Below are 25926 nucleotides of genomic sequence, written 5' to 3'. Positions count from 1 at the left end.
AAGATTCAGGCGTTAAAAGCTTGAATCTTTTGGATAAACAAAATGATATGTCTAGAAAAATATTTTTTTTGTTCATTACGTTATCCGTGTTTTTGTCATGTAAAAAATCAGATACCCTAATTGCTCCATCGTCAGATAGCAAAACCTCTGAATCTACTATAATTGGAGATCCTTTGCCAAGTTGGAATAATGGAACTCTAAAGAATGACATTATCGCCTACGTAGAGAAAGTAACCAAAAAAGGAAGTCCCGATTTTATTCCTATAGAAGACAGAATTGCCACATTTGACAACGATGGTACACTATGGGCCGAAAAACCGTATGTACAAGAACTTTTTGCTTTTTACAGAGTGAAACAAATGGTAGAAGCAAAACCAGAGCTGGCAAAAAAACAGCCTTTTAAAGCAGTTATCGAAAAAGATAAATCATTTTTTGAAAAAGGAGGCGAAAAAGCGCTTATAGAATTAGTGGCAGCAACCCATACCGGAATGACCGAAGATGAGTTTGAAACCAGTGCAAAAGAATTTATTGCCAGTGCTAAATATCCCACTAAAAATATTCCGTTGAAACAAATACGGTATCAGCCTCAATTAGAACTCTTGAATTATCTGCGTGCCAACGGATTTAAAACCTTTATTGTAACGGGAGGAACAATTGAACTAGTTCGTGCTGCATCGGCAGATTTTTATGGAATACCAAAGAGCCAAGTAATAGGAACTTCTTTTAAATATAAATATGATGGAACCGCAAACACTATTATTAGAGAACCGGCTCTAAATTATTTTAATGATAAAGAAGGAAAACCAGTAAGCATACAGCTTCACATAGGGCAAAGACCTGTTTTCGCCTGTGGTAATGAAGGCGGAGCGGGTGATATAGCTATGCTGCAATATTCGCAGGGAAATAAATATCCCTCATTTCAATTGCTTGTAAACCATAATGACTCTATTAGAGAATACAATTATCAGGAAAAAGACAATGCTTCCTTAAATGCCGCAGCTAAAAACAAATGGCATGTGGTAGATATGAAAAAAGACTGGAAGAAAATTTTTCCAGACCATTAGATTGAGTTAGTTAGAATTGAAGTGAAACAACTTTAATTATTTAAGTTGTTTCATTTTGATTTAGAATGAAAAATCTATAAAATTCTGAAAATATGAAAAGTATAAGGTCTTATAATATTATCACATTCTGGTTTGGCATTTTCTGTTTCATTTTGACTTTTTATGCGCACGCACAAGATGAAGCTAAACCAGGTGCAAGCGCACAGGAACTGGCCGATAAATTGGCAAATCCAGTGGCAAGCTTAATCAGTTTACCGCTTCAGAATAATTTAAATTATGGAATTGGTCCTTACAATGGTGTCAAATATACCATAAACGTACAGCCGGTAATTCCTTTTAAATTAACAGACAATTTGAATTTAATTACCCGATATGTGATTCCTGTAATCGATCAAAGAAATATTACGGGCTTGAATACACATGAATTTGGTTTAAGTGATGCTACAGTAACCGCTTTTTTTGCTCCTAAGAGTAAAAAACTGATTTATGGAATTGGACCAGCATTTTTGGTTCCAACCGCAACAGAGAAATTATTAGGAACAGAGAAATTTGGTGTAGGTCCCAGCGCCTTAATTATGCATCAGTCTAAAGGACTTTCAGTGGGATTTATTGCCAACCAGATTTGGTCAGTTGCCGGAAATGAAGATCGTGCTGATTTCAATCAATTTTATACCCAGATATTTCTTTCGCACAGTTATAAAAGCGGAGCAAGTTTAGGATTAAATGCAGAGATTACCCAGAACTGGGAAGGAAAGACCACTTTAGTTTCCTTAAATCCGTCTATTGGAGGAATTACAAAATTGGGAAATCAAGTAGTTCAGTTTTCAGTGCAGCCTTTAATTCCAGTTGTAGGCCCGCAAAGCATAAAACCAGATTGGGGATTAAGAGCGATAGTTGCTTTTGTTTTTCCAGAATCGTAAAGCAAGTTTAGATAAAAAAGTTTCTTTCATGCTTGAATACTGTAGTTATGGCTGACAAAATTAAAGAAACCACAGAACATATATTTGATCCCGCAATATCAAAAGCGGAACGTTATGCCAAAGGGGCTTTAATAAGAAAAGAAACGCCTTTGGAATCACATAAAGAATGGCGTTCTTTTAAAAATAGAAAGGATCCGGTAGATATTTTAATTGAAACCAGCGTAGGGAGAGTAGAAAATTTATTGCCTATACGTTACAGCCGAATGATGGAATCACCATTTACCTTTTATAGAGGTGCAGCGGCGATAATGGCGGCAGATCTGGTACATACGCCGATTTCTGGAATTAATCTTCAGCTTTGCGGAGATTGTCATTTAATGAATTTTGGAGGATTTGCAACTCCCGAGCGCAAACTGGTTTTTGATATTAACGATTTTGATGAAACTTTTCCTGGACCGTGGGAATGGGATGTAAAAAGATTAGCGGCCAGTTTTGTAGTTGCAGGGCGATGGCGGAAATTCTCAAACAAAATCTGTAAAGAACTCGCTTGGCATGTTGTCGACAGTTATAAAAGACATATGCAGGAATACAGTAAATTATCGGCGCTGCAAATATGGTATTCAGATATTGATCTGGCAGAATTAATTGACTTAGGCCATGACAAGGAAATCAAAGAATTTCATCAGAAACGAATAAAAAAAGCAGCCGAATATACAGCGCATGAAAAAGAATTTGCAAAAATGACGTCTCAAGATGGAGACAGAGCCAGAATTAAAGACGATCCTCCTTTAATATTTCACCCAGCAGAAAGTGAAGGAAGACAGATTTTAAAAGATGCAGAAATAGTTCATAAACGCTATATCGAATCACTTTCAGATGATAAACAGATTTTGTTGAGCCGATATTCACTCAATGATGTAGCCGTAAAAGTGGTAGGTGTAGGAAGTGTTGGAACCGTTTGTGGTATTAGTTTACTCATGTCAGCTACTGGAGAACCTATCTTTTTGCAATTTAAAGAAGCGAGAAAAAGCGTTTTGGAGCCGTATGTAAAAACCCAGTCAAAATACCATCATCAGGGTGAAAGAATTGTTATGGGACAAAAACTCATGCAGTCTGCTTCAGACCTTTTTTTAGGATGGACAAACGATGATAAAAACCGTTTTTTTTATATCCGTCAGCTTCGCGATGCAAAAGTGAAACCAGTTCTTGAAATTATGAAACCCAAAAATATGGCAGATTATGCAAAAGCCTGCGGATGGGCGCTTTCAAGAGCACATGCACGATCAGGAGATCCGTCTATAATATCGGGTTACATAGGCGACACCAATAAATTTGCTGAAGCAGTTTCAGAATTCTCGGTTTTATATGCTGATCAAAATGAACAAGATTATCATAAAATGCTAGAAGCTATCAAACAAGGACGACTGCCTATCGCGACAGAAATCTAACAGCTTTTAATGGTGATAATGTGCTGTAAAAGCCCTAATGGTGAATCTTCCAAAAGCTTGAAGAGAAAACTATTTAGCGTTTAGAAATAATAAAATTTGCGACAAAACCTATAATCAGCCCCTATATAAAACTGACAGGAAAAGTAGGTTGTAGTACAAAACAAGTATGTTTTACTTTATAAAGTAAGAATTTTTTGCAATTTATTATGTTGATTAAATAAAATGATTATCTTTGAGTGTCTGCTAAAAGCCTGTTAATTAGTTATTTGTGTTAAATTAACACGTTTCTTCCCTTTTTCATTCATTCAAGATTTTTCAGAATTAATATTTCCGAGTTAAGTAATTAATCATTAATTTAAATTCTATAAGATGAATATTAAAAGAACAAGTCTTCGCATTATTCCAATGGTACTATTGGGATTAGTTTACAGCTGTTCCCCAACAGTAAAAGTAACTTCAGATTATGACCATTCTGCCAATTTCAGCGAATATAAAACTTTTGCTGTTTACGATTTAAGAGCACAGGAAGGTCAGGTAAATCAATTAAATGTAGATCGTGTTACCAAAGCGATTCGAAACGAAATGCTGGCAAAAGGTTTCACAGAATCTTCAAACCCTGATTTAAAAGTAAATGCTGTTTCGATTTTAAAAAACAGAACTTCAGTTAGCGCCAATACCGATTTTTATGGATATGGCGGTATGTACAGACCTTACGGATATTGGGGCGGAGGTGCCATGATGGGAAGTGCCAATACCACATTCAATACCTATAACTATCTTGACGGCTCATTGGTAATCGATGTTGTGTCTGCAAAAACACAAAAATTGGTTTGGCAGGGAATAGGAAATGCCGAAATAGACAGTAAACCCGATAATCCCGAAGAGTTCATAAACAGCTCGATCAAGAAAATTTTAGCCGATTTTCCTCCCGGAACGGTGAAAAAATAGCCCCTAAATAATCTAAAAATAAATAAATGTGCCTGGTCTAATCAGCCATTAAAAAGGCACATTTATTTAAAATTGAAAGTCTCCCCTTTCGAAGATTCTTTTTAAGAAATACAACAAACAATTAACCTTAAAAATATGATCGATATATTACTTTCACTTTTCTTTTTTATAGCAACATTTGCAGGTTTGGCAACTTCGTTTAGAGTTCTCTTTTCCAGAAAAAACTATTCTAAAAGTTTCTATCTAGGCATGTTCTTACTAAGCCTCGCTTTGGTGAGTGTCTATAATTTTTATCTGTCGGCAAACATTTTTAAAGATTTTCCAGATTTACTGGTTATTACAAAATCTTTTATTTTTCTGGCAGCGCCCTGTTCCTTTTTGTATGTGCGAAATGTTCTTTCTGAAAATGAGAAAATAGGCAGATACGACTGGCTTCATTTTATTCCATTTGTAATTTATTTTGGACTAACACTTTTGGTGTATGCAGGAAGATATGCAGAGTCTGAGGTTACAAATTATCTGGCAGCAAAAACAAACAATCCTTTTTCGATTTTAATGCTCACAATCTGGCTTATCTATGTATTTTTTCAAACCATGTTGATCTTAAACTATGATTTGAAAAAGTTCAGAGGCAATCAGCTTGAAAGAATTAAAGTAATAAACTGGATTAAAGTTTATAACCTGATGATTTTGTTCCTTTTTTCTACTCTTTTTGTGCATCACTTTTTGGTACGTCAAGTAAAGTTTGATGATCTTTCCTGTTACTTTTTAATCTCGACGGTTTTATTTTTTACAATGGGCTGGCTTTATTTTAAACCGCAGATTTTTTACAATCAGGAAGAAACTTTTGATTTTGTAAGCGATGCAACATTGGTTATAAAATCAAAAGAAACCAAAAATAATGTACCCATAATCAACGAATTGAATGTAGAGAAAAAAGAAGAGTATTTGCTGAAATTAGACTACGTTTTAAATGCAAAAAAACTATTTCTAAAGAAAGATTTCGTCATTCGCGATTTATCTGAAGAAACCGGAATATCTGTGCATCATCTTTCTAATTTAATAAACTCAGAATTTGGTCTTCATTTTCAAGACTACATCAATTTAAAAAGAATCGAATATTTTAAAGATAAAATCAACGATCCTGAATGGAAAGATTTATCACTCGAAGGAATGGCGTGGGGTTCTGGATTTAAATCACGTACAACCTGTTTCAGAGCATTTTTAAAGCACACCGGAAAATCACCATCAGAATACTTTAAAACCATCAGGTTAAATCCTGCTCAAACAAACGCCTATTATTTCAAATAGAGCAAAACCAGTTTTATAAGTGATTACAAGTCTTAATTAATTTTAAAACATTTCAGTATGAAAACAAAATTTAATGCAGTAAGACGAATAACAAAAACAATAATTACGCTTTCAATATTACTTTTTTCGTGCTTCGGATACGCGCAATTAAAAGGCGGACACATATTAGGAGCAATGGGACTTCAGTCAGGAACCCAAGCACCCGCCAATACTTTAAGTGTGTATGTACCGGGATATTTGTATGATGCCTGTACCTTACGCGATGCTAACGGAGACGAATCTATTGCCAATCCTGACATTACCATGTTTATAACAGGAGCTGGAGCAGCTTATGTAAGCGATTTTAAAATTTTAGGTGCCAATTACGGAGCCAGTATTTTAGTCGCTTTTGCCTCAAATACCATACAAGGAAATTCTGTTGATGCCAAAAATTCACTTGCTTTTACAGATATGTTTGTTCAACCCGTACAACTAGGCTGGCATAACAAAAGAGCTGATTTTCTTTTTAGTTATCAATTGTATATTCCAACCGGACGATTCAAAGCAGGAGCTTCAGACAATGCCGGATTAGGAATGTTTATGAATGAATTTTCAGCAGGAACGACCTTGTATTTTAATGATAAAAAAACATTTCATTTCTCTGCTTTGGCCGCTTACGAAATCAATGGTAAAAAGAAAGATACCGACATAAAAACCGGAGATATTTTAAGTGTTGAAGGTGGTCTTGGAAAAACATTCTACATGATGAATGCCGAAAAAACAGCTCCAATAGGAATTCTTAACGCAGGATTGATTTACTATTTGCAATACAAACTTACAAACGATAAAATACCAGTTGGAAATATAGTTTTAGAACCAGACAAAGACCGTATTGGCGGTATTGGTGCCGAAGCCAATTATTTTCATATTGGCTCTAAAACTTCGGCAGGATTACGTTGGATTTCAGAATTTGGCGCCCACAGCCGTTTTCAAGGAAATACATTCTTCCTCACTCTGGCACACGTATTTAGTCTGGCAAAAGAAAAAAAAGAATAATCAAAAGCTGAGGTTGATGTTTTTGGATGAATACATTTTAAACGGATTTATATGAAAAATAAACACTCAGATTTTCTTAAACAAAACAGAAAATATTTCCTGAAAATAGTTTTTGGATTTGCTTTTTGTATTTTTTCATTTCAGGCAGCAAATGCTCAGAAACAGCATCCGCATATAAGTGTAAAAGATTCTCTTGATGGAGCTTTTGATTTAAGTGATTACATTATTTATGCACATGGATTTATTGTTGTTCCTACTGTAATTACAGAACCTGCTTTGGGCGGCATTGGCGGTGCCATAGTTCCTGTATTCTTAAAAAAACACGCTCCGGTTGTAGATGAAAACGGTAAAAAGCGTTTTATAAATCCTGATATCACAGGCGGAATAGGAATGTACACCGGAAACAAAAGCTGGATGGCAGGAGCATTTCGTTCGGGAACGCTTATTAAATCTAAGATTTTGTATCGTGTTATGGCGGGTTATGGAGATATGAATATTTCATTTTACGCTAATAATCTGCCTAATCAAAACGATCAGGAATTTAAACTCAATTTCAGGTCTACCATATTGTATACACAATGGCTCAAACAATTTAACAATCCAAAGTGGAGTGCAGGACCCCAATACCTTTTTTTAAACTCAAAAATAAACCTGCCAGACTTTAATCTTCCACCGCCTTTTGTAGATCCAAAAGATATTAAAAGTACCATAAGCCAGCTGGGAGGAGCCATTCAGTTTGACGGACGCGACAATATATTTACACCAGACAAAGGAATTCGGCTTCAGTCTGACTTTTTTTGGTCAGATAAAATATTAGGAAGTGATTACAATGCCTGGCGACTGAATTTATCGGCAATAGGATATTATCCATTAACTAAAAAATTAATCGGCGGGCTTAGGGTAGAAGGAGAGCAGGCGTTTGGGAGTCCGCCTTTTTATCTTTTGCCGGGAATCAATTTAAGAGGAATTCCGGCAGCCAGATATCAGGGAAAAACAAGTATTGTTACCGAAGCCGAATTGCGATGGGATTTGTACCGAAGATGGAGCCTGATGGGATACGGAGGTCTTGCAAGTGCTTTTAACGATTGGGATCAGGCTTTTGCAAAACCTGTTGTGTACAGTTACGGAACCGGTTTCAGATATTTATTAGCCCGAAAATTCAAACTCAGAATGGGTGTCGACGTGGCACGCGGTCCCGAAGATTGGGCTTATTATATTGTTTTTGGAAGCAATTGGTTGAGGTAAACTTCAATTAAAAATTGCGATTAAAAATTAAAATTCCCGATAATAGAATATCGGGAATTCACTGGTTTTGGGTTAATTCTAATTTTTGGCAGTAAATTAATTTTTCCAATAAGGTTTAACGATTTTATTTTGTTTTCGGCTTAAAGCCAATAATAGAATAGTTCCTAAAGCACAGAATACGATAGCCTGAATTGATCCTTCTGGACCAAATTCTCCTCCAGTAATAAATTCGGGACCCTTTATTTTGGCTTCTAATAAACTGTTTGTTTTTTCGTTTCCAGAAGTTATCGCGCCATAAATTCCTGACTGTGTGAAATTCCACGCAAAGTGTAAAGCAATAGGGAACCATAAATTACGGCTGTAAATAAAAGCGGCTCCAAGCATAAAACCAGCCATTGTTATGCAGATTCCTGAAATTAATGTTCCATGAGGATTGGCCAGATGCAGAATGCCAAACAGTACCGAAGAAATCGTAAGAGAAATATAACTTCCCAGTTTTTCTTCTACAATTCTAAATATAATACCGCGCACCAATATTTCTTCAATAATAGCTACAGTAAACATGATGGTAAACGGAATCAGGATAAACGAAACAGGATTGATATTTACAACGCTGTAATTTCCGTTAAAATACATCACTAAAATGGTGCAGGATTGTAAAATGAAACCAATCGAAATCCCAATTAAAAGATTTTTGGCAAGTCCTTTTGTCGCAAACTCTGTTATAGTTCTTTTATCGTATTTTTTGAAGAAAAGGATATAACTTAAAATACAGGAAAAGGAAACAAAAAGTCCTTTTAAAAGATTTCTATAATCTCTATCGAGTGGTGTTAAAGCTAATAGTTTTGCGGCAATCTGCTGGCCGATAATAACAACTGCCATAAAAGTAAGCAGTGCAAGAAGAATTTTAACTACAGGGAAATTAAATATTTTTTGTTTTCGGGTAAGCGTTTCCATTTTTTTGTTTTTGAATTAATGATAACACAAAAATATCCCGCATCTAAAACAAAAAATAGAATGAAATTTGCCTCTTTATAGCTTTTGAAACTGTTTAGGGAGAAATCCCGTTTGAGTTTTAAAAGTCCTGATAAAATGACTTTGATCTGCAAATCCACATTCAAGTGCAATTTCGGTTAAATTACTTTCTGTGGATTGTATCAGCGAAAGCGAACGATTTATTTTAATACGACGCATGTATTCGCCCAAAGTACAGCCAAAATATTTAGGGAAATGTTTTGAAATGGTAATAGGACTGAGATTTAAAACCAAAGCCAGATCCTGCAGGTTTGGATTTTCATTCCAGCAGTCGTTTAGTAATTCCTGTAAACTTTTTACCCAAAACGGACTTTTTTCAAATCGGTCCAAGTGATTATTTGCAGCCGATAACTGAGAAAATAACATCTTAATAGTATCTGCGGAAAAAACGTCGGCAGTCAGTGTTTCTTTGAAAATCTTTAAAATCAAAAACTTAGCAAAAGCTTCGTTTTGAATTGATTTTTCGATAACAGCTTCAGAGATTTGAAGTTCTTTGAGCAGATTTTCTTCAATTTCGATATTGATATTTCGAGAAGGAAAAAGTGTATTTTGGTTCAAATGAAGCTCGTCGCTATGATAAAATAATAATGATCCTGGACCAACTGTTTCATTAAAGTTTTTTCTTTTTTCTGTCGTTCCGCCTTTTAAGAAAAGTGTGATATGAGCATTATTATGAGAATGCCAGCCTTCGTAAACCTTATTTTGGTACTCAGTTTCAACCACAGCAATTCCGTGCAGCGTATTAAAACTGTTTTTAGTATTTCCTAAGTATTTCTCTTTTTCGAGTTCGTACATTTGGTGGTGGATTGCATAGCATTTCAAGAACCAAAATACTATTTATTTAGAAACAAAAATCAAAAACTATTTTGATTAATGAAACATTTCCATTTTGCATATTTTGTAAGTTTTGGTTGCATAATAAAAACATTGTATAAAGATTAACGGTTAAATAATAGTTTATTTACCGAATATTTAATTGTTTTGTAACAAAAATATAATGCAGGCTACTAATAAGTAACTATTAAATCTTTTGATTATGTATAAAATTACAATGAAATCTGTTTTTGTTGCTTCCGCTTTTTTAGTTGGAGTAAGCAGCAGTTTCGCACAAGACATCTTGGTAAACTCATTAAAGTTAAACGCAAGTGATAAAAGTAAAGAGAACTTTAAATTCACCGAAGTAGTTAACTTAGGAACAACATCAGTAAAAAATCAAGGTTCTTCGGGAACTTGCTGGAGTTATTCTACAAACTCTTTCTTAGAATCTGAAATGATTCGTTTAGGAAAACAGCCTGTAGAATTGTCTCAGATTTTTTCTGCTAGAAACGTGTATGTAGAAAAAGGAATTAACTACGTTCGTATGCACGGAGCCGTTACTTTAGGCGATGGCGGCGCTTTGCACGATGTAATTAATATGTACAAAAAATACGGAGCCGTACCAAGAGAAGCTTATACAGGATTAAATTACGGAACTGATAAAAATAAATTCGGCGAAATGGCAGCACTTATCGAAGGTGTTTTGACAGCTGTAGTTAAAAATCCAAACGGAGAATTAACTCCAAACTGGCAGAAAGCATACGCTGCTGTTATCGATTCGTATTTAGGAAAAGTGCCGGATAACTTCAATTACAAAGGAAAAAACTATACACCGCAATCTTTTGCAAAAGAAATTGTTGGAATTAACCCTGATGATTACATCGAAATGTCATCGTTTACAACTTCTCCGTACTACCAAAAAACAACTATGATGGTGCCGGATAACTGGTCATTTGACCAGGTTTACAACGTAAAAGTAAACGATATGACAGACGTTATCGACAACGCTTTGAAAAAAGGGTATACAGTAGCATGGGCAACAGACGTAAGCGAGAAAAGCTTTAGCTGGAAAAACGGTGTGGCGTATGTGCCAACAAAGAAATTCGACGAAATGACGGCTGAAGAAAAAGCAGATATGTTTAACGGACCAAAAGCAGAACCGGAAATTACTCCAGAAATGCGTCAGGCTGCGTTTGACAACTACACAACAACAGACGATCACGGAATGCACATTATTGGTATTGCAAAAGACCAAACCGGAAAAGAATACTATATCGTTAAAAACTCTTGGGGAGAAACCAACGATTACAAAGGTTTCTTATTCGTAACCAAAAATTTCGTAAAATATAAAACTACTGCCTTAATGGTAAACAAAGGAGGAATTCCTTCTGAAATCGCTAAGAAATTAGGGGTTTAAGTTTAGATAGGCTTTTATAAAATAAGAAAGCGCCGTGATCTTTGAATTACGGCGCTTTTTTTCTAGAGTATATTTTGCCTGATATTATTGATTTATTATTTTATTGTATTAATGAAATTTTTTAGAGAATCTGGTTCTTTTACTTTGTTGCAGAGTACTTGGAAAATGTTTTCTTCTCTTACTTGAATGGTAACTTTTGGTTTTGAAAATTTCTCATTATTCACTTTGTTTAATTCTTTAACTTTAAGTGATAATTTAGGAACAATTTGATCTACAATATATTTTATAAACAAAAACATAAAGAATAATTCATATTTGCCACGAAGAAATTTCTTTTTATTTGTTTCTGAAATTAATTCTTCATATATCGTTTTTATTTCTCTTAAGTCAAAATGTTTTGTGTTTGTTTTATTGCAGATATAATCAAAATGATTTTCAAAATCGTCAAGTTTAATTTTAATAAATTTCCCGTCTTTATCAATTTGAAATAAATCTGATAAATTTATATCATTAAAATTTACTCTAAACTTATTTTTTCTGCAATAAATCATCCATGCAGATATTTTAGTTAAATGTTTTGTAAAGTCAGCATGTTTTAAATGGAAATCATGAATCAATTCTTTTATAATTGTTTCATCGTGAATATGACAATTGTCGGAAATAAATTTGCTCAAAACTATTTCATCAACTAAATAATTTTCTATTGAATAATATTCAGTTGTGAAAATATTTTCGTCTGTTAAAATCTCTTCGTTTATGTAATTATCAAAGTCTTTATCTATGAAGAACAGTATTCTTTTTTTATCATAAAAGTTCCAGTTCAAGTTTTTGTAATTATCTATCACATTTCCTTTTCCATTACAAATGATGTATTTGATATTATTGGGAAAATATCTTTCAATATAATTACGATAAAAACTTATATCTTCTTGACCTTCTACTAAGCAAAAAATAGTAGAATCAGTTTTTTTATATTGAGTTAAAACTTTTATTTGAGACGCAACTGGACGGGTTATTGCAAGATCTAAAGTGTCTAATAAATTCATTTTTAAAATATAAATTCTTCCAACGAATGGGTTATGTTTCTAAGGTTATTTTGGAAAATAAAAGGTGAGTGTGTTACGGAAAGTAATCCAGAACAATTTTGAAGTTTTAAGATATCAGGTAGTAACTCTTCTTGCCAAGGAACTGAAAGCGAAAGTTCAGGTTCATCTATTATTAAAAAATAATTTTGTTTGTTTAAAATTAGATGAGTAAAAAGCGATACAATTTGTTTTTCTCCTGAAGATAAATCTTTGAAATCTATGAATGAGTCTTCAGCTTTTGAATCTTCATAGAACATATTGGTTTGTAGAAAAGTTTCCTTAAGATTGTTGTCGAATTTATGGTGTAAATTTATTTGTACATTAAATTCATCTTTATTGTATTCCATTGTTTTTCCATATCCAAAATATTTATTACATGTTGAAATTAAAAGATTAATATCTGTTTCTTCTTTTTGTTGAAAATCATAAATTTGAAAAAGTTTCCAAACAAAATGGGCATTGATTTTATCTTCAATGCTATAATCACTAGTAAATCTTAATTCTTCAACGAACTCTGTTAAATTTTCTTTTCCCTTTGGACTGATTACGGATTCGTCCAATCTATTTAAAATATAGTCTAAAGCATCAGAATCTATTTGTTGAATTTTATGTATGTCAAAACTTCTATAGCTCTTATTTAGAATGTCATCGAGATACGACCCAATTAAATCTGTATTTAATCTATCATAAAAATAATTTTTTAATTCGATGCACCTTTTTTTTATTTTCCTGCTTACATCAGACATTCCAAATTCTACAAGCTCTAAATAAGAATTGTTAAAATTGTTCTTTTCATTTCTTTGATTTAAATATTCAATTTCTTTTAAATTACTTTCTAGATGTGGAAAGATGTTTTTTAAGTCTTTTTCTATTCTTCTGTATGTTGGTAGATAGATTATTTGTGTATCTTTAAATATTAAATTTAGCTTCTCTTCAATATATTTAATATCATTATGTTTATCAATATTTAATTTTTTTTCTTGTATATCATAAATGTAATCTCTTAAAATTCTATAAGGCAGACCAAACTCTTGCGAAATAATTTCGAGCTGATTAATTGTTAATTTTAAAAGTTCAGTATGGGAAAATGTCGCAATTATATTATTTAATTTGGATAGAACAGTTGGACTAAATCTTTTATTAATATGCGAATCACGAATTATTGAGTTTTGAAAAATCTCTTTATTGAAAATTAAAGTTTCATCATCGATCCAAAGCGTTATTTTTTCAAAATTAAATTCAAGTAATTTGTTCCATTGTCTTGAAATAAAATTGTAAAAAATATTGACTAATGTTGTTTTTCCGGAACCATTTCCTGCAACTAAAATAAGTTTATTTTCTTGAAATAAAATTTCGTATGTTTTATGTTGATGTAAGTTTTCTACTTTGAATTTTTTTATTTCCATTTTTAACTTTGTAATATCTACTGGTTTAGATGTTTTTGAAATACTTTTTGTGACCAATTAAATAACTAAAGCTTTACTAATGTTAAATTAATTGCTTAATGTAAATAACGTGTTTTATTTTTTCTTTTTCTTTAAGTATAAATACCTGATTTTCTTTATATTTAAAAGTAAGAAATTTTAAATTCGCTGTATTACGGTTTTCCGTAACAAAAAAGAGGCGCTATTAATAGCGCCTCTTTTTATATACTTTTCAAAAACTAGAAATCTACTTCCCCTTCATCAACTTCTCCAAATACTCAACTTTATCCTTTTCAGCCTGAACCAAACGTTCATAAAGTTCCACAACTTTATCAAGCGGGTTGAAATTGCAATTATAATTAAGTCCAGCATTCACAATACCATTATCAGTATAAGTGTTTCCAATAATATTTAAAACTGCTTCTTCAGAGAAATTTTTAATTCCTTCAGCAGAAACGCCTAAAACTTCGGCAATTGCTTTCAGTTTTTCTTCGTCGACAGTTTCACTGTTTTCAATAATCGAAATAGACTGCTGGCTCATGCCTAAAGCATACGCCAAAGCTTCTTGTTTCATGTCACGAAGTTCACGAATACGGCTTATTTTTCGTCCTATATGGTTTGGTTTTGTTAGTGTGCTCATAATTCAAAGATATTTAAAATTCCTGAAAAACTATTCGGTGTTGTAAAATACAAAGTCTTTGTGGTGCAATACAAAATTTAAAGCAGTAATTGAATTTACTTCAAGACAAAAATACAACTTTTCGCACAGTTAAAACTGAAAACTAAAATTATAAAAAGGGTGGGTTTTGCTTAAAAAAGCAGAAACGTACACTTCGTCGTTTTTCTGCGCACTTCGTAGTTAAAATGAGGATAAACTTTAGAAAGTGAGTACCTTTAAGTAATAATTTAATCGAATCATTAAATTATCATGAAAAGATTTGCTGCATATTCGATAGTTGCCATGAGTGCTTTTTCATTGAGCAGTTTCGCCCAGCAGACGAGTTATGCCGTCGCAAATACAAAAACTACAAAAGCGGCCGCAAAACCAGACAAACCCAAAGAAGATATGGTTATAGTGGGTTATTGTGTCGAAGAGGTAATTAATATGCCTTTTGGCAGCCGAACTACTACCTACGAAGTTCCCAAAGAAGATATGGTAAACACTTACGATCTCGGGCCTCATAACACGCGAAAAGTCACTCCCATATACGGAAGACCAAAAGTAAAAGAAACAAGTGCTGTTTTGCCATCAAAAAACATCGCCGAAACCAATAATCAAACCGTTCAGCCTATAAAAGTAGAAGTAACAGCTCCGGCATATTCGGGAAAAATGATCAGCGTAGATATAGTCGATACTTATGCCAATGTATTAGATAAAGGTTACAAATCAGTAGAAATGCTTAAAAGAGTTGCAGACAAATTTTATTTTGCAAATGATTTTGAGAACGCGGTCAAACAATATACGGAGCTGTTAAACCTGGATTCAAATGTCGAAGCAGTCTATTATTTTAGATGCGCCCAGTCTTTAAAAGCCATAAAACAAAATGATAAAGCCGATGAAATGATGAAGCTGTTTGAAGAGAAAAATAAATAATGTAATTTTTGTTAGAGTTTGTTTTTAACCGCAAAGAACGATAAGCCGAAAATCAAGCTTTGCGACCTTTGCGGTTAATTCATTTAAGAAATTATTTCGAATACCATTATAAGCCAAATAATTTATGGTACAAGTTTTGTACTTATCTCTACGGTATGATTTTGTTGTTTTGACAGATAAGAAAAAAATCACACTCGCTGATCGATGGAGGTTGGAGATAAACTTGGTGGAGTTTCTTGTGTGATGTATTTCGATTGTTCGCAGTTGCCCGAATTTCTAGTCGAAATGCCAAGATTGGTTAGATTACATGTATAAGCAAAAAAGACGATCAATTTTGATCGTCTTTTTTTTGCTTCTAACCAATCCCGAAAGCTTTCGGGGCTCTGATTCACAATTATGAATAAAAAAAATACCACTTACATTTGCAAGTGGTATTTTTTAAGCTCCCCCTCTTGGGCTCGAACCAAGGACCCTCTGATTAACAGTCAGATGCTCTAACCAACTGAGCTAAGGAGGAATCACCTTAAAGGTAAATATGTTTGCTAAAAAAAGTTGCTCCCCCTCTTGGGCTCGAACCAAGGACCCTCTGATTAACAGTCAGATGCTCTAACCAACTGAGCTAAGGAGGAAGTTGTTGCTCTTTTTAGCGAGTGCAAATATAGGTCTTTTTTTAGTTTCTCAAAAATATTTTCACTCTTTTTATTAATTTTTTTTTCTACTTGACAATTGCCTTATAAATGTCATTTCCGTTTGCGAATAAAAGCAGTGCTATAAGTAGAACAAAGCCAACCATTTGGGCGTTTTCAAGGAATTTATCGCTAGGTTTTTTACCGCTGATCATTTCGTATAATAAAAACATCACATGTCCGCCATCAAGTGCCGGAATTGGCAATAAATTCATTACTCCAAGCATAATTGACAATAAAGCCGTGATTGACCAAAATGTTTCCCAGCTCCAAGTATTAGGGAAAATATTGTAAATCGCAGCAAAACCACCTACTTGTTTGTATGCTTTTGTTTCAGGATTAAAGATCATTTTCAATTGTTTTCCATAATTTACTAATTTGTCTTTACCTTTTTGTAGTCCAACCGGAATAGATTCTGCAAAACTATATTCTTTGGTACTAACTTTATAGTATCCTAATTTTTCTAAAGTTACTAAATCTAAATCTCCAGGCATTACATCTAACTTACCTTTTGCCGAAACTTTAAGTGTAAGAGGTGTTTCTTTTAAATCACGTAAAACAATAGCATTAATCGTTTTATTTTTATTCTTCTCTAAAATAGCTCTTGCCTGATCGAAATATTTTACCTGCTCTCCATTAATAGAAACAAATATGTCTTTTGGTTTTAAATTCTTATTAGGAGATTCTTCGGCAATTCCTGCCACGACAAAAGGAACTCTAGCATGAATAAGTGAACTTTTTTCGTATTTTGACAATTGGTCAATAACATCCGTAGGGATTTTAATTGATAACTGTTTTCCGTCTCTTTCAACTAAAATGTCTTTAGACATAATAATATTCATTGGAACATCATTGTCAAAATTTTCAATTTTTTGCCCGTCAATAGAAATTATTTTATCTCCAGTTTTAAATCCAGCTTTAAGCATTACGGGATTTTCAACCCAAATACCATCTTTCATATCAGAATTCGCAATATAAGTATCGCCATAAGCAAATGCCATTCCTATATAAATAATAAACGCCAGAATAAAGTTTACGGTAACACCGCCAAGCATAATAATTAAACGCTGCCAAGCTGGTTTAGAGCGGAATTCCCAAGGTTGAGGCGGTAAAGCCATTTGTTCCTTGTCCATACTTTCGTCAATCATACCCGAGATTTTTACATAACCTCCAAGCGGCAGCCATCCGATTCCGTATTCTGTTTCACCAATTTTCTTTTTTAGTAGAGAATATTTAACATCAAAAAACAAGTAAAATTTTTCGACTCTAGTTTTAAATAATTTAGCAGGGATAAAGTGCCCTAATTCATGAAGAATAATAAGTAAAGATAAACTCAATAGAAATTGAGAGAGTTTGATAACTATATCCATTTTATATTTTTAGTTCGTATTTAACGCACAAAAGTAACGTTTCTTATTTAATTTAACACTGCAAGATACTACTTAAGGTTTTAAATGTTTGTTAATTAATAACCTTAATATATGTAATTCAGTCAAAACTGATTTACTCTTTATAATTAGTCCTGTTTTTCGCCGAAATGTTACAAAATGTCTTATTCTGATATTTTTAAAACTTATTTGGGTAATTACTTCATTATTTTCAATCTAATTTCATTTTCTAAGGCAATTGAAGATATTCTTAAATAGTTAACATATCTATTTTTAAATTCTTAAAAGCTGTCTTGTTTTATTAATTTTTTATAGTGAGAATATGAATTTTATTAGACAAATTGAAAGAATAAAAAAGATGCACAAGTTAATTTCTGGAGAAAAAACAGGCTCTCCACTAACATTTGCAAAAAAATTATCTCTAAGCAGAAGCCAATTTTATAATGAGTTAGAACTCATAAAAGAACTTGACGCTCCAGTAAAATATTGTAAAAAGCGAGAAACATTTTATTATGAAACTCATTTTGAATTGATATTAAATTTTTCGCTAAAAACAATAAGAGAAGACGAATCTAGAGAAATTTTTGGAGGATTTAATTTCCGTCCAATTTTATTAGACGGAACTCTGATAAGTTTGCTATAACAAAATACTTCTCGAGAAAATGAATTTTGTTAAAATTATTAATTAACCTTTAAAATTAAAATTATGAATTTAGAAGAATTGAGTTTAGTTGAGTTAAATACTCAAGAAGTACAAGAGGTTGATGGAGGACATGAGCCTTGTTTTTGGGCAGGTGTAGCTTCTGTGGCTTTTCCATGGATAGCAGCTGAGGCAATTTGTTATGTTGCAGGACAATAATTAACATTAAAATGATAGAAATTATGAATACAGAATTAATAGAATTGAGCGAAAATGATTTGTTAACGATTGAAGGTGGATCACACTTTAGAGACTTTGCTGAAGGCATTGCTTGTGGTTTAGCTGGAGCCGGATTTATAATAGCGGTAATGGCACTATAATTTGTATAAGCTCTTTTTAAACTAAAAAGAGCTTATTTTAATTTTTATTAGAATAAATCATGAAAAAAATCTTCCTCTCGCTTTTAGTTGTCATTTACTTAATTGCGATTATGATATTAAGGAAATATCCTGAAAACCACGTTTTTATTTTTTTAATTGGCGTTTCTTGCGCACTAACTGTGGTGTTTTTAATATATATACTTAACTCTAAAAACCGGCATTTAAAGAAATAACAAGAATAATTTTAAGTAAGTCTCTATTTTATATATCAATAATTTTTAATAATATTCTCTTTATTTGAAGAATTTGAAGAGAATATTATTTTTAATGGTAAAAAATGAATTTCAGTTCAGATCCTGTCAATACTCTCGAGAATCTTATCTCCAAAAACAAGACTAAAAGTTTGTCTATTTACCTTATTGTTCTTTTTGCAATTATTCTTTTTTTGGGATTAATGCCAGTAATTAAAGTGGATATCAGCAGTCAGAGTCGTGGTGTTATTAGAAGCAAAACAGAGAATGTTCCCGTTTCATCAATTGTAAGTGGGAGGGTTACTTGTGTTCGTCTAAAAAATAATGTTTTTGTTAAAGAAGGCGATACACTTTTAAAAATTTCAAAAGAAAATCTCGAAAGCGAAAAAAGAACCCAAGATTCTCTTTCTTCAACTATTACAGTTTTACTAACTGATGTGTCAAATCTTTTAAAGAATAAGACGACTGGTTTTTCAACAACTGTGGCACGTGAAGATTTGCTAAAATTTCAATCAGGGAAAAACGAATTACAAAGTAAAATTTTACACGCCCAAATCAATTATGATCGCAATAAAATATTATACGATAAAGATATTATTGCAAAAGCAGATTTTGAAAAACTTGAATATGAACTTCGTTTAGCAAAACAAGCTATGCAAAGTTTTATTAGTCAGCAAAAAACAACTTGGGAAAACCAAAAAAGAGATTTAGAAGAGCGAGTAAAAAACTTAAACGGAACAATTTCAAAAATAAAAGCAGAATCTAATAACTACTTTGTTTTAGCTCCCATTTCAGGAACAATCGAAAATTTTTCAGGAATTCAAAAAGGGTCTTTTATTAATTCTTCTCAACCTATTGCAGTAATTTCTTCACCAGATCATCTTATTGTTGAAAGCAATGTTTCTCCCAATGATATTGGTTTAATTATGAAAAAACAAAAGGTGAAATTTCAGTTAGATGCTTTTAATTATAATCAATGGGGATTTTTAGAAGGCAAGGTAATAGATATTGATCACAATATAACCATCCAAGGAGATCAGGCTTTTTTTAAAGTACGTTGTGCAATGGACTCTCAATCGTTGCAATTAAAATCTGGATATAAAACCACCGTGTCAAAAGGCATGACCTTAACAACACGATATATAATTACTCATAGAAGTTTATTCGAATTGTTGTTTGATAAAATTGACGATTGGTTAAACCCAAAACAAATATCAAATAAAAAATAAATGGCTTCTGTAAAAATTAAACAACATGATATTAAAGATTGTGGTGCTGCTTGTCTTGCTTCTATCGGAAATCATTTCAAAGTTAATCTGCCAATAGCTAGAATTCGCCAGTTTGCTCATACAGATAAACGAGGCACTAATGTTTTAGGAATAATTGAAGCAGCAGAAAAAATGGGTTTTACTGCTAAAGGAGTCAAAGGAGGTTTGGATTCTTTAGATAAAATTCCACTTCCGGCTATTGCACATATTGTTATCAAAGAACAGTTGCACCATTATGTTGTAATTTATAAAGTTGAAAAAACTAAAATTACGGTTATGGATCCGGGTTTTGGTAAAATGCAAGTTTATACTCTTGAAGAATTCAAAAAAGTATGGTCTGGAGTGTTGATTCTTTTCGCACCAAATAATGATTTTAAAACAATAAATGAAAAAACATCATCTTTTAAACGATTTTGGAGTTTAATTCAGCCACATAAAACTATTTTAGTTCAAGCTTTAGTGGGAGCAATTTTATTTACTGTTTTAGGTTTAGCAATGTCTATCTATATTCAAAAAATAACTGATTATGTTTTGGTTGACGGCAACAGGAACCTTCTTAATTTATTGAGTGTTTCCATGATTGTTATTATTTTTCTTCAAGTTTATATTGGCTCAAAGAAAAGTATTTTTGTTATGAAAACGGGTCAGTTAATAGATGCTAAATTAATCTTAGGTTATTATAAGCATTTATTGAATTTACCTCAAAGATTCTTTGACACTATGCAGATTGGTGAAATTACATCACGAATAAATGATGCTGTAAAAATTCGTTCTTTTATTAATGAAGTTGCAATTGAAATGATTGTCAATGTTTTTATTGTTATTTTTTCTTTTGCGTTAATGTTCATCTATTATTGGAAACTAGCTTTGATTATTTTTCTTGTAATTCCATTTTATATGGCTGTTTATTTTCTCTTGAATAAGTTCAACAAAAAAGTAGAACGAAGTATTATGGAAAATGCCGCAGAATTGCAGACACAATTAGTAGAAAGCATCACACATGTAAGAACAGTAAAAGAATTTGGAATTGAAGAGTTTTCAAATTTAAAAACCGAAAACCGATTTGTAAAACTTTTATTTACAACATATAAGTCAGGTCTCAATACCATTTTTGCTAATTCTTCGACGCAATTTCTGGCATCTGCTTTTACTATTGTTTTAATGTGGATCGGATCGGGTTATGTTATAGACAGAACGATTACACCTGGAGAACTATTCTCATTTTATGCCATAATAGGATATTTTACCTCGCCTGTAGCTTCTTTAATAAGCATGAACAAAACAGCTCAAAATGCATTAATTGCTGCCGATAGACTATTTGAAATCATGGACTTGGAAAGAGAAGAAACTGAAAACAAAATTGAATTAACTAAAGAAAATCTGGGAGATATAAAATTTGAAAATGTTTCTTTTCGGTATGGATCTCGAATGGAAGTTTTCAAAAATTTTAATGCAATATTCAAGAAAAATCAAACAACAGCAATAGTAGGAGAAAGTGGAAATGGAAAAACAACTTTAATTTCATTACTTCAAAATTTATATCCAGTAAAAGAAGGAAAAATTTGTATTGGAGAAAATGATCTGAAATTTATTCATTATCAAAGTTTAAGAAAAATTGTTGGTGTCATTCCGCAACAGCTTAATTTATTCTCTGGAAATATTATAGAAAATATTGCTTTAGGGGAATCTTTTCCTAATATTCAGAGAATATTAGAGCTTTCAAAGCAACTTGGAATTTATGAGTTTGTTGAAAAATTGCCAAATGGTTTTGAAACACAAATTGGAAAAAATGGAGCAATGTTGTCAGGAGGACAAAAACAAAGAATTGCAATTGCCAGAGCACTTTATAAAAATCCTGAAATTTTATTAATGGATGAAGCTACAGCATCTCTCGATACTCATTCAGAAAAAATGGTAAAAGAAGTTATAGATAACTTCAAATCATTGGGAAAAACTATAATTGTCATTGCACATCGTTTGAGTACAATAGCCAGTGCCGATACTATATTAGTTATGAAAAATGGATCAATCGTAGAGTCAGGAAATCATTTCGATTTACTAGAACAAAAAACGGAGTATTATAATTTGTGGAATAAGCAGACTTTGATTTAAATGTTTGTTAATTAATAAACATTTCGATTTCTCCTTTTATCAAGATAGAGTAACTTTACTTTTTTAAAAGGTTATCGTTTTCAATTGGTAACCCAAATCTATTAAAAGTTACAAATATGGCTTCAAAATTATTTTCTCCCATAACTTTAAAAAATATTACCCTTAAAAACAGAATCGTTATTTCGCCCATGTGCCAATATTCTGCCGAGGACGGATTCGCAAACGACTGGCATTTGGTTCATTTAGGAAGTCGTGCCACAGGAGGCGCCGGACTTATTATTCAGGAAGCAACTGCGGTTTCTCCCGAAGCCAGAATTTCTCCTTCTGATTTAGGAATCTGGAAAGATGAACATATCGAAAAACTGAAACAAATCAATGCTTTTATCGTTTCTCAAAATTCTGTTCCAGGAATCCAGCTGGCTCATGCAGGACGAAAAGCTTCTGTTTCGGCTCCGTGGCTTGGCAATAAAAAATTAGATTTCGCTCAAGGCGGATGGCAGACCGTTGCGCCAAGTGCAATTCCGTATCATGATAACGAACCTTTTCTTCCAGAAGCTTTGGACAAAAACGGAATTCAAAAGGTAATTTCGGATTTTAAAACAGCTGCAAAAAGAGTGGTAGAGGCGGGATATCAAGTTTTGGAAATCCACTCGGCACACGGATATTTATTGCATCAATTTTTATCTCCGCTAACTAATGTTAGAACCGATGAATATGGAGGAGGTTTTGAAAACCGAATTCGTTTTACACTCGAAATAGTAGAAGCAGTTCAAACAGAATGGCCTTCAAACCTGCCTTTATGGGTTAGAATTTCAGCAACCGACTGGGCTGAAAACGGATGGAATCCTGAAGAATCTGTACAGCTTTCGAAAATATTAAAAGAAAAAGGAGTAGATGTAATCGATGTTTCATCAGGCGGATTGGTTTCACATCAAAAAATTACGCTTGGTCCAGGGTATCAAGTTCCTTTTGCAGAAAAAGTAAAAACCGAAGCCGATATTTTAACAGGTGCTGTAGGTTTAATTACCGAAGCCAAACAAGCCGAAGAAATCTTAAATAAAGGTCAAGCCGATTTGATTTTGTTTGCCAGAGAATCACTTAGAAATCCAAACCTGCCTTTGGATTTTGCCAAAGAATTAAACGAGGATATTCAATGGCCAAAACAATACGAAAGAGCTAAACTTTAATATTTTTTTTCCGCTACGAATTCACGAATTTGTTTTTTTTAATTCGTGACTAATAAACTAAAAAGCAATGCAAAAAATAAAAACAGCACTATTGTCATACGGAATGTCGGGAAAAGTTTTTCACGCTCCGTTTTTAGATATTCACCCCGGATTTGAATTATTAGGATCTTGGGAAAGAAGTAAAAAACTTATTCAGGAAGATTATCCAGAAGTAAAAAGCTATCCTTCACTGGAAGATTTATTGGCAGATGATGTTGATTTGGTAATTGTCAATACTCCAGTCGGCACACATTACGAATACGCTAAAAAGGTACTTTTGGCAGGAAAACATGCTGTTGTTGAAAAAGCCTTTACCACAACAGTAGCCGAAGCCCAAGAATTGAATAAAATAGCAAAAGAAAAAGGTGTAAAACTAGCCGTATTTCAAAACAGAAGATGGGACAGCGATTTTAAAACTGTTCAGAAAGTAATCGAGGATGGCGTATTAGGAGATTTAGTCGAAGCCGAATTTCATTTTGACCGATACAATCCATTATTGAGTCCGAAAGCACATAAAGAAACTGCCAATGATGGTGCAGGAATTCTAAAAGATTTAGGTCCGCATTTAATAGATCAAGCCGTTTGCTTATTTGGTTCACCAAAATCAGTTTTTGGTGATATCAGGATCACTAGAGAAAACTCATTAGTGGATGACTGGATCGACCTTCAGTTGATTTATGAAAATTTCAGAGTCCGTTTAAAAGCAGGTTTTTTCGTGAGAGAAGCCAATCCCGCTTTTACAGTTCATGGTAAAAAAGGATCATTTCTTAAACCAAGAGGTGACATACAGGAAGACAAATTGAAAGAAGGAGAAAAACCAAATTTAGAATCTTGGGGAACCGAATCTGAAGATTTACAAGGATTGCTTCATACTGAAATTGATGGAAAAACAATCCGAGAAAAAATCCCAACACTGCAAGGAAATTATTTCTCATTTTTTGATGGTGTTTTCAATTCTATTACGAACGATGTTGCAGAACCAGTTACTGCCGAAGATGGCGTAAGAGTAATGCAGGTTATCGAAGCTGCCATTGCAAGTAACACACAACGAGAAGTAATCGATTTATAAAAGAAAATAAAATTCAGAATGATCAAAAAGATGCACAATTGTGCGTCTTTTTTTGTTTTATAGTGAAACTGAAAATCATTTTCCAGCAATAGTTTTGTCCGTAAAATCAGTACTGAAAACCAGCTTTTTTATAAACAATAACGTTGTAAATAAATCAACAATTCGTACTTTTAAGTATATAAGCTGCTTTTTTGTAATTTTATAACATAATCTCATAAATACTCCGATTTTGATAAACTTCAATCCATTACAACTTTTTCAGACAAAAGGGAAAATCAAGAAAGTTTTTAGAGAGGCAAAAGCCTCTTATTTAAACCGAATTCGTTTTGCAGTTGGAATGTTTTATTTTGGAATGGGTTTAAGTTTTGCCACTTGGGCAAGTAGAATTCCAGACATTAAAACAGCACTTCATTTAACCGAGGGCGATCTGGGTTCTATTCTTTTTGCACTTCCAATGGGACAATTGTTGATTATGCCTTTTTCGGGAAAAATGGTAACCAAATTCGGAAGCCACCGCATTTTGATTTTTTCATTAATCATGTACGTTTTGTGCCTGGCTAATTTAGGTCTTGCAGGAACAGGATTAGAATTATCTCTGGGTTTATTTCTGTTTGGATTATTTGGAAACTTAGCCAATATAGCCGTAAATACACAAGGTGTTTATACCGAAGTATTATTTAAAAAAACCATTATGTCTTCGTTTCACGGAATGTGGAGTTTTGCTGGATTTACAGGTGCTTTAGTGGGTTTAGGAATGCTGGCTTTACATTTATCGCCTTTACATCATTTTCTAATTGTGGGGGGAATCGTAATACTAATGGTGGTTTTTAATTTTAAATTCCTGATTAGAGCCAAAGAAAAAATTAAAAATAAGACCAACGAAAAGAAAAAACTATTTACAAAACCAGATAGCGCACTGCTTTGGCTTGGAGTCATAGGCTTTTGTAGTATGGCCAGCGAAGGTGTAATGTTTGACTGGAGCGGTGTGTATTTTAAAGATATTGTACAAGCTCCGGGACCGCTAGTTGTTTTAGGATATACTTCTTTTATGATTATGATGGCAAGCGGAAGATTTCTGGGAGACGGATTAATCAATAAATTTGGACGTGAGCGCGTAATGCAAATCAGCGGGGTTATGATTTCTGCCGGACTTTTTACAGCCGTTTTTCTTCCATATATTATCCCTTGTACCATTGCTTTTATGGCTGTAGGATTGGGAGTTGCTACAATTGTTCCTACCGTTTATAGTATGGCTGGGAAAAACCCAACGGTTCCGCCGGGAGAAGCTTTAACGATTGTTTCAAGTGTCAGCTTTCTTGGATTTTTAATGGGACCTCCCGTAATTGGACACATTGCTCAGAACTTTGGTTTACAATTTTCTTTCGCCTTTATCGGAATCTTTGGCGTTTTGATTGCCTTTATGGTTTCTAAAATTAGAACAAACGATTGATTTAATCTTTTGATAATCAAAAACAATCACAACATTTTACTTTAAAATCTCATATTAATCCGAAATAAATTTGTAAGAATTTATTTCGGATTAAATATTTTTTATATATTTGAA

Annotated in this window: 23 protein-coding genes and 2 tRNA genes; 17 read left to right on the top strand and 8 right to left on the bottom strand. The window is 33.0% G+C overall.

The window, feature by feature from the left end:
- Nucleotides 1-47: 47 nt before the first annotated feature.
- From P2W75_RS04565 to P2W75_RS04535, 7 genes are all read left to right on the top strand, one after another.
- Nucleotides 48-1064 carry an HAD family phosphatase gene (locus tag P2W75_RS04565; RefSeq protein ID WP_276379086.1) on the top strand — a complete coding sequence of 339 codons (1017 nt, stop codon included), beginning with the start codon at nucleotides 48-50 and terminating at the stop codon, nucleotides 1062-1064.
- Between the two features lie 92 nt (nucleotides 1065-1156).
- A complete protein-coding gene (locus P2W75_RS04560) occupies nucleotides 1157-1984 on the top strand; it encodes a hypothetical protein (RefSeq protein ID WP_276379085.1) in 828 nt (275 codons plus the stop codon).
- Nucleotides 1985-2031: 47 nt separating this feature from the next.
- Complete coding sequence (locus P2W75_RS04555) at nucleotides 2032-3432, top strand: DUF2252 domain-containing protein (protein ID WP_276379084.1); 1401 nt, start codon at nucleotides 2032-2034, stop codon at nucleotides 3430-3432.
- 369 nt (nucleotides 3433-3801) lie between these two features.
- Nucleotides 3802-4380: a DUF4136 domain-containing protein gene (locus tag P2W75_RS04550; protein ID WP_207298318.1), complete on the top strand. Its 579-nt coding sequence runs from the start codon at nucleotides 3802-3804 to the stop codon at nucleotides 4378-4380.
- 135 nt (nucleotides 4381-4515) lie between these two features.
- Entirely contained in the window at nucleotides 4516-5691 is a 1176-nt protein-coding gene (locus P2W75_RS04545; RefSeq protein WP_276379083.1) for an AraC family transcriptional regulator, read from the top strand.
- A gap of 57 nt (nucleotides 5692-5748) precedes the next feature.
- Nucleotides 5749-6726, top strand: a complete 978-nt coding sequence (locus P2W75_RS04540) for a transporter (protein ID WP_276379082.1) — start codon at nucleotides 5749-5751, stop codon at nucleotides 6724-6726.
- A 51-nt stretch (nucleotides 6727-6777) separates the two neighbouring features.
- Nucleotides 6778-7971 (top strand): BamA/TamA family outer membrane protein, encoded by a 1194-nt coding sequence (locus P2W75_RS04535; protein WP_276379081.1) that lies wholly within the window; start codon nucleotides 6778-6780, stop codon nucleotides 7969-7971.
- A 96-nt stretch (nucleotides 7972-8067) separates the two neighbouring features.
- Here the strand turns inward: P2W75_RS04535 and P2W75_RS04530 are convergent, their stop codons facing one another.
- Both P2W75_RS04530 and P2W75_RS04525 read right to left on the bottom strand, forming a co-directional pair.
- Entirely contained in the window at nucleotides 8068-8928 is an 861-nt protein-coding gene (locus P2W75_RS04530; RefSeq protein WP_276379080.1) for a CPBP family intramembrane glutamic endopeptidase, read from the bottom strand.
- A 75-nt stretch (nucleotides 8929-9003) separates the two neighbouring features.
- A complete protein-coding gene (locus P2W75_RS04525; RefSeq protein WP_276379079.1) occupies nucleotides 9004-9801 on the bottom strand; it encodes a helix-turn-helix transcriptional regulator in 798 nt (265 codons plus the stop codon).
- A gap of 241 nt (nucleotides 9802-10042) precedes the next feature.
- Between P2W75_RS04525 and P2W75_RS04520 the strand changes: the two genes are divergently transcribed.
- A complete protein-coding gene (locus P2W75_RS04520; RefSeq protein ID WP_276379078.1) occupies nucleotides 10043-11239 on the top strand; it encodes a C1 family peptidase in 1197 nt (398 codons plus the stop codon).
- A gap of 95 nt (nucleotides 11240-11334) precedes the next feature.
- On the opposite strand, the gene P2W75_RS04515 is transcribed toward P2W75_RS04520, so the two are convergent.
- The 3 genes from P2W75_RS04515 to P2W75_RS04505 all read right to left on the bottom strand — a co-directional run bounded on the left by P2W75_RS04515 (nucleotide 11335) and on the right by P2W75_RS04505 (nucleotide 14388).
- Nucleotides 11335-12285 carry a DUF4435 domain-containing protein gene (locus tag P2W75_RS04515; protein WP_276379077.1) on the bottom strand — a complete coding sequence of 317 codons (951 nt, stop codon included), beginning with the start codon at nucleotides 12283-12285 and terminating at the stop codon, nucleotides 11335-11337.
- A 2-nt stretch (nucleotides 12286-12287) separates the two neighbouring features.
- Complete coding sequence (locus P2W75_RS04510) at nucleotides 12288-13730, bottom strand: AAA family ATPase (RefSeq protein ID WP_276379076.1); 1443 nt, start codon at nucleotides 13728-13730, stop codon at nucleotides 12288-12290.
- 265 nt (nucleotides 13731-13995) lie between these two features.
- Complete coding sequence (locus P2W75_RS04505; RefSeq protein ID WP_276379075.1) at nucleotides 13996-14388, bottom strand: helix-turn-helix domain-containing protein; 393 nt, start codon at nucleotides 14386-14388, stop codon at nucleotides 13996-13998.
- Between the two features lie 288 nt (nucleotides 14389-14676).
- Here P2W75_RS04505 and P2W75_RS04500 point away from each other — a divergent pair, with 288 nt between their 5' ends.
- Nucleotides 14677-15342, top strand: coding sequence for a hypothetical protein (locus P2W75_RS04500; RefSeq protein ID WP_276379074.1), 666 nt, complete (start codon nucleotides 14677-14679; stop codon nucleotides 15340-15342).
- A 443-nt stretch (nucleotides 15343-15785) separates the two neighbouring features.
- Here P2W75_RS04500 and P2W75_RS04495 read toward each other — a convergent pair.
- The 3 genes from P2W75_RS04495 to rseP form a co-directional block, all read right to left on the bottom strand.
- Nucleotides 15786-15859: transfer RNA gene (locus P2W75_RS04495), tRNA-Asn, on the bottom strand.
- 38 nt (nucleotides 15860-15897) lie between these two features.
- Nucleotides 15898-15971 (bottom strand) — tRNA-Asn (locus tag P2W75_RS04490).
- Nucleotides 15972-16057: 86 nt separating this feature from the next.
- Nucleotides 16058-17398: an RIP metalloprotease RseP gene (rseP, locus tag P2W75_RS04485; protein ID WP_276379073.1), complete on the bottom strand. Its 1341-nt coding sequence runs from the start codon at nucleotides 17396-17398 to the stop codon at nucleotides 16058-16060.
- 340 nt (nucleotides 17399-17738) lie between these two features.
- Between rseP and P2W75_RS04480 the strand changes: the two genes are divergently transcribed.
- The 8 genes from P2W75_RS04480 to P2W75_RS04445 all read left to right on the top strand — a co-directional run bounded on the left by P2W75_RS04480 (nucleotide 17739) and on the right by P2W75_RS04445 (nucleotide 25812).
- A complete protein-coding gene (locus P2W75_RS04480) occupies nucleotides 17739-18059 on the top strand; it encodes a hypothetical protein (RefSeq protein ID WP_276379072.1) in 321 nt (106 codons plus the stop codon).
- Nucleotides 18060-18122: 63 nt separating this feature from the next.
- The gene (locus tag P2W75_RS04475; RefSeq protein WP_276379071.1) at nucleotides 18123-18275 is read left to right on the top strand and encodes a class IIb bacteriocin, lactobin A/cerein 7B family; all 153 of its coding nucleotides are present in this window, start codon (nucleotides 18123-18125) and stop codon (nucleotides 18273-18275) included.
- A gap of 23 nt (nucleotides 18276-18298) precedes the next feature.
- Entirely contained in the window at nucleotides 18299-18436 is a 138-nt protein-coding gene (locus P2W75_RS04470; RefSeq protein ID WP_276379070.1) for a hypothetical protein, read from the top strand.
- Nucleotides 18437-18773: 337 nt separating this feature from the next.
- Complete coding sequence (locus P2W75_RS04465) at nucleotides 18774-19916, top strand: HlyD family secretion protein (RefSeq protein WP_276379069.1); 1143 nt, start codon at nucleotides 18774-18776, stop codon at nucleotides 19914-19916.
- Nucleotides 19917-22067, top strand: coding sequence for a peptidase domain-containing ABC transporter (locus P2W75_RS04460; protein ID WP_276379068.1), 2151 nt, complete (start codon nucleotides 19917-19919; stop codon nucleotides 22065-22067).
- 116 nt (nucleotides 22068-22183) lie between these two features.
- Complete coding sequence (locus tag P2W75_RS04455; protein ID WP_276379067.1) at nucleotides 22184-23254, top strand: NADH:flavin oxidoreductase/NADH oxidase; 1071 nt, start codon at nucleotides 22184-22186, stop codon at nucleotides 23252-23254.
- A gap of 67 nt (nucleotides 23255-23321) precedes the next feature.
- A complete protein-coding gene (locus P2W75_RS04450; protein ID WP_276379066.1) occupies nucleotides 23322-24362 on the top strand; it encodes a Gfo/Idh/MocA family oxidoreductase in 1041 nt (346 codons plus the stop codon).
- A gap of 229 nt (nucleotides 24363-24591) precedes the next feature.
- Nucleotides 24592-25812 carry an MFS transporter gene (locus P2W75_RS04445; protein ID WP_207298300.1) on the top strand — a complete coding sequence of 407 codons (1221 nt, stop codon included), beginning with the start codon at nucleotides 24592-24594 and terminating at the stop codon, nucleotides 25810-25812.
- Nucleotides 25813-25926: the final 114 nt, after the last annotated feature.

It is taken from the genome of Flavobacterium sp. H4147 (assembly GCF_029360735.1).
GTDB lineage: Bacteria > Bacteroidota > Bacteroidia > Flavobacteriales > Flavobacteriaceae > Flavobacterium > Flavobacterium endoglycinae.
This window is presented reverse-complemented; position numbering and strand designations above follow the sequence as displayed.

Excerpts from the sequence above, each read along its gene's own strand:
- P2W75_RS04510 (WP_276379076.1), bottom strand. The coding sequence starts at position 13,730 with ATGGAAATAAAAAAATTCAAAGTAGAAAACTTACATCAACATAAAACA.
- P2W75_RS04515 (WP_276379077.1), bottom strand. The coding sequence starts at position 12,285 with ATGAATTTATTAGACACTTTAGATCTTGCAATAACCCGTCCAGTTGCG.
- P2W75_RS04525 (WP_276379079.1), bottom strand. The coding sequence starts at position 9,801 with ATGTACGAACTCGAAAAAGAGAAATACTTAGGAAATACTAAAAACAGT.
- P2W75_RS04500 (WP_276379074.1), top strand. The coding sequence starts at position 14,677 with ATGAAAAGATTTGCTGCATATTCGATAGTTGCCATGAGTGCTTTTTCA.
- P2W75_RS04520 (WP_276379078.1), top strand. The coding sequence starts at position 10,043 with ATGTATAAAATTACAATGAAATCTGTTTTTGTTGCTTCCGCTTTTTTA.
- P2W75_RS04475 (WP_276379071.1), top strand. The coding sequence starts at position 18,123 with ATGAATTTAGAAGAATTGAGTTTAGTTGAGTTAAATACTCAAGAAGTA.
- P2W75_RS04505 (WP_276379075.1), bottom strand. The coding sequence starts at position 14,388 with ATGAGCACACTAACAAAACCAAACCATATAGGACGAAAAATAAGCCGT.
- P2W75_RS04540 (WP_276379082.1), top strand. The coding sequence starts at position 5,749 with ATGAAAACAAAATTTAATGCAGTAAGACGAATAACAAAAACAATAATT.
- P2W75_RS04465 (WP_276379069.1), top strand. The coding sequence starts at position 18,774 with ATGAATTTCAGTTCAGATCCTGTCAATACTCTCGAGAATCTTATCTCC.
- P2W75_RS04530 (WP_276379080.1), bottom strand. The coding sequence starts at position 8,928 with ATGGAAACGCTTACCCGAAAACAAAAAATATTTAATTTCCCTGTAGTT.
- P2W75_RS04470 (WP_276379070.1), top strand. The coding sequence starts at position 18,299 with ATGAATACAGAATTAATAGAATTGAGCGAAAATGATTTGTTAACGATT.
- P2W75_RS04550 (WP_207298318.1), top strand. The coding sequence starts at position 3,802 with ATGAATATTAAAAGAACAAGTCTTCGCATTATTCCAATGGTACTATTG.
- P2W75_RS04450 (WP_276379066.1), top strand. The coding sequence starts at position 23,322 with ATGCAAAAAATAAAAACAGCACTATTGTCATACGGAATGTCGGGAAAA.
- P2W75_RS04555 (WP_276379084.1), top strand. The coding sequence starts at position 2,032 with ATGGCTGACAAAATTAAAGAAACCACAGAACATATATTTGATCCCGCA.
- P2W75_RS04565 (WP_276379086.1), top strand. The coding sequence starts at position 48 with ATGTCTAGAAAAATATTTTTTTTGTTCATTACGTTATCCGTGTTTTTG.
- P2W75_RS04535 (WP_276379081.1), top strand. The coding sequence starts at position 6,778 with ATGAAAAATAAACACTCAGATTTTCTTAAACAAAACAGAAAATATTTC.
- P2W75_RS04480 (WP_276379072.1), top strand. The coding sequence starts at position 17,739 with ATGAATTTTATTAGACAAATTGAAAGAATAAAAAAGATGCACAAGTTA.
- P2W75_RS04560 (WP_276379085.1), top strand. The coding sequence starts at position 1,157 with ATGAAAAGTATAAGGTCTTATAATATTATCACATTCTGGTTTGGCATT.
- rseP (WP_276379073.1), bottom strand. The coding sequence starts at position 17,398 with ATGGATATAGTTATCAAACTCTCTCAATTTCTATTGAGTTTATCTTTA.
- P2W75_RS04545 (WP_276379083.1), top strand. The coding sequence starts at position 4,516 with ATGATCGATATATTACTTTCACTTTTCTTTTTTATAGCAACATTTGCA.
- P2W75_RS04455 (WP_276379067.1), top strand. The coding sequence starts at position 22,184 with ATGGCTTCAAAATTATTTTCTCCCATAACTTTAAAAAATATTACCCTT.
- P2W75_RS04460 (WP_276379068.1), top strand. The coding sequence starts at position 19,917 with ATGGCTTCTGTAAAAATTAAACAACATGATATTAAAGATTGTGGTGCT.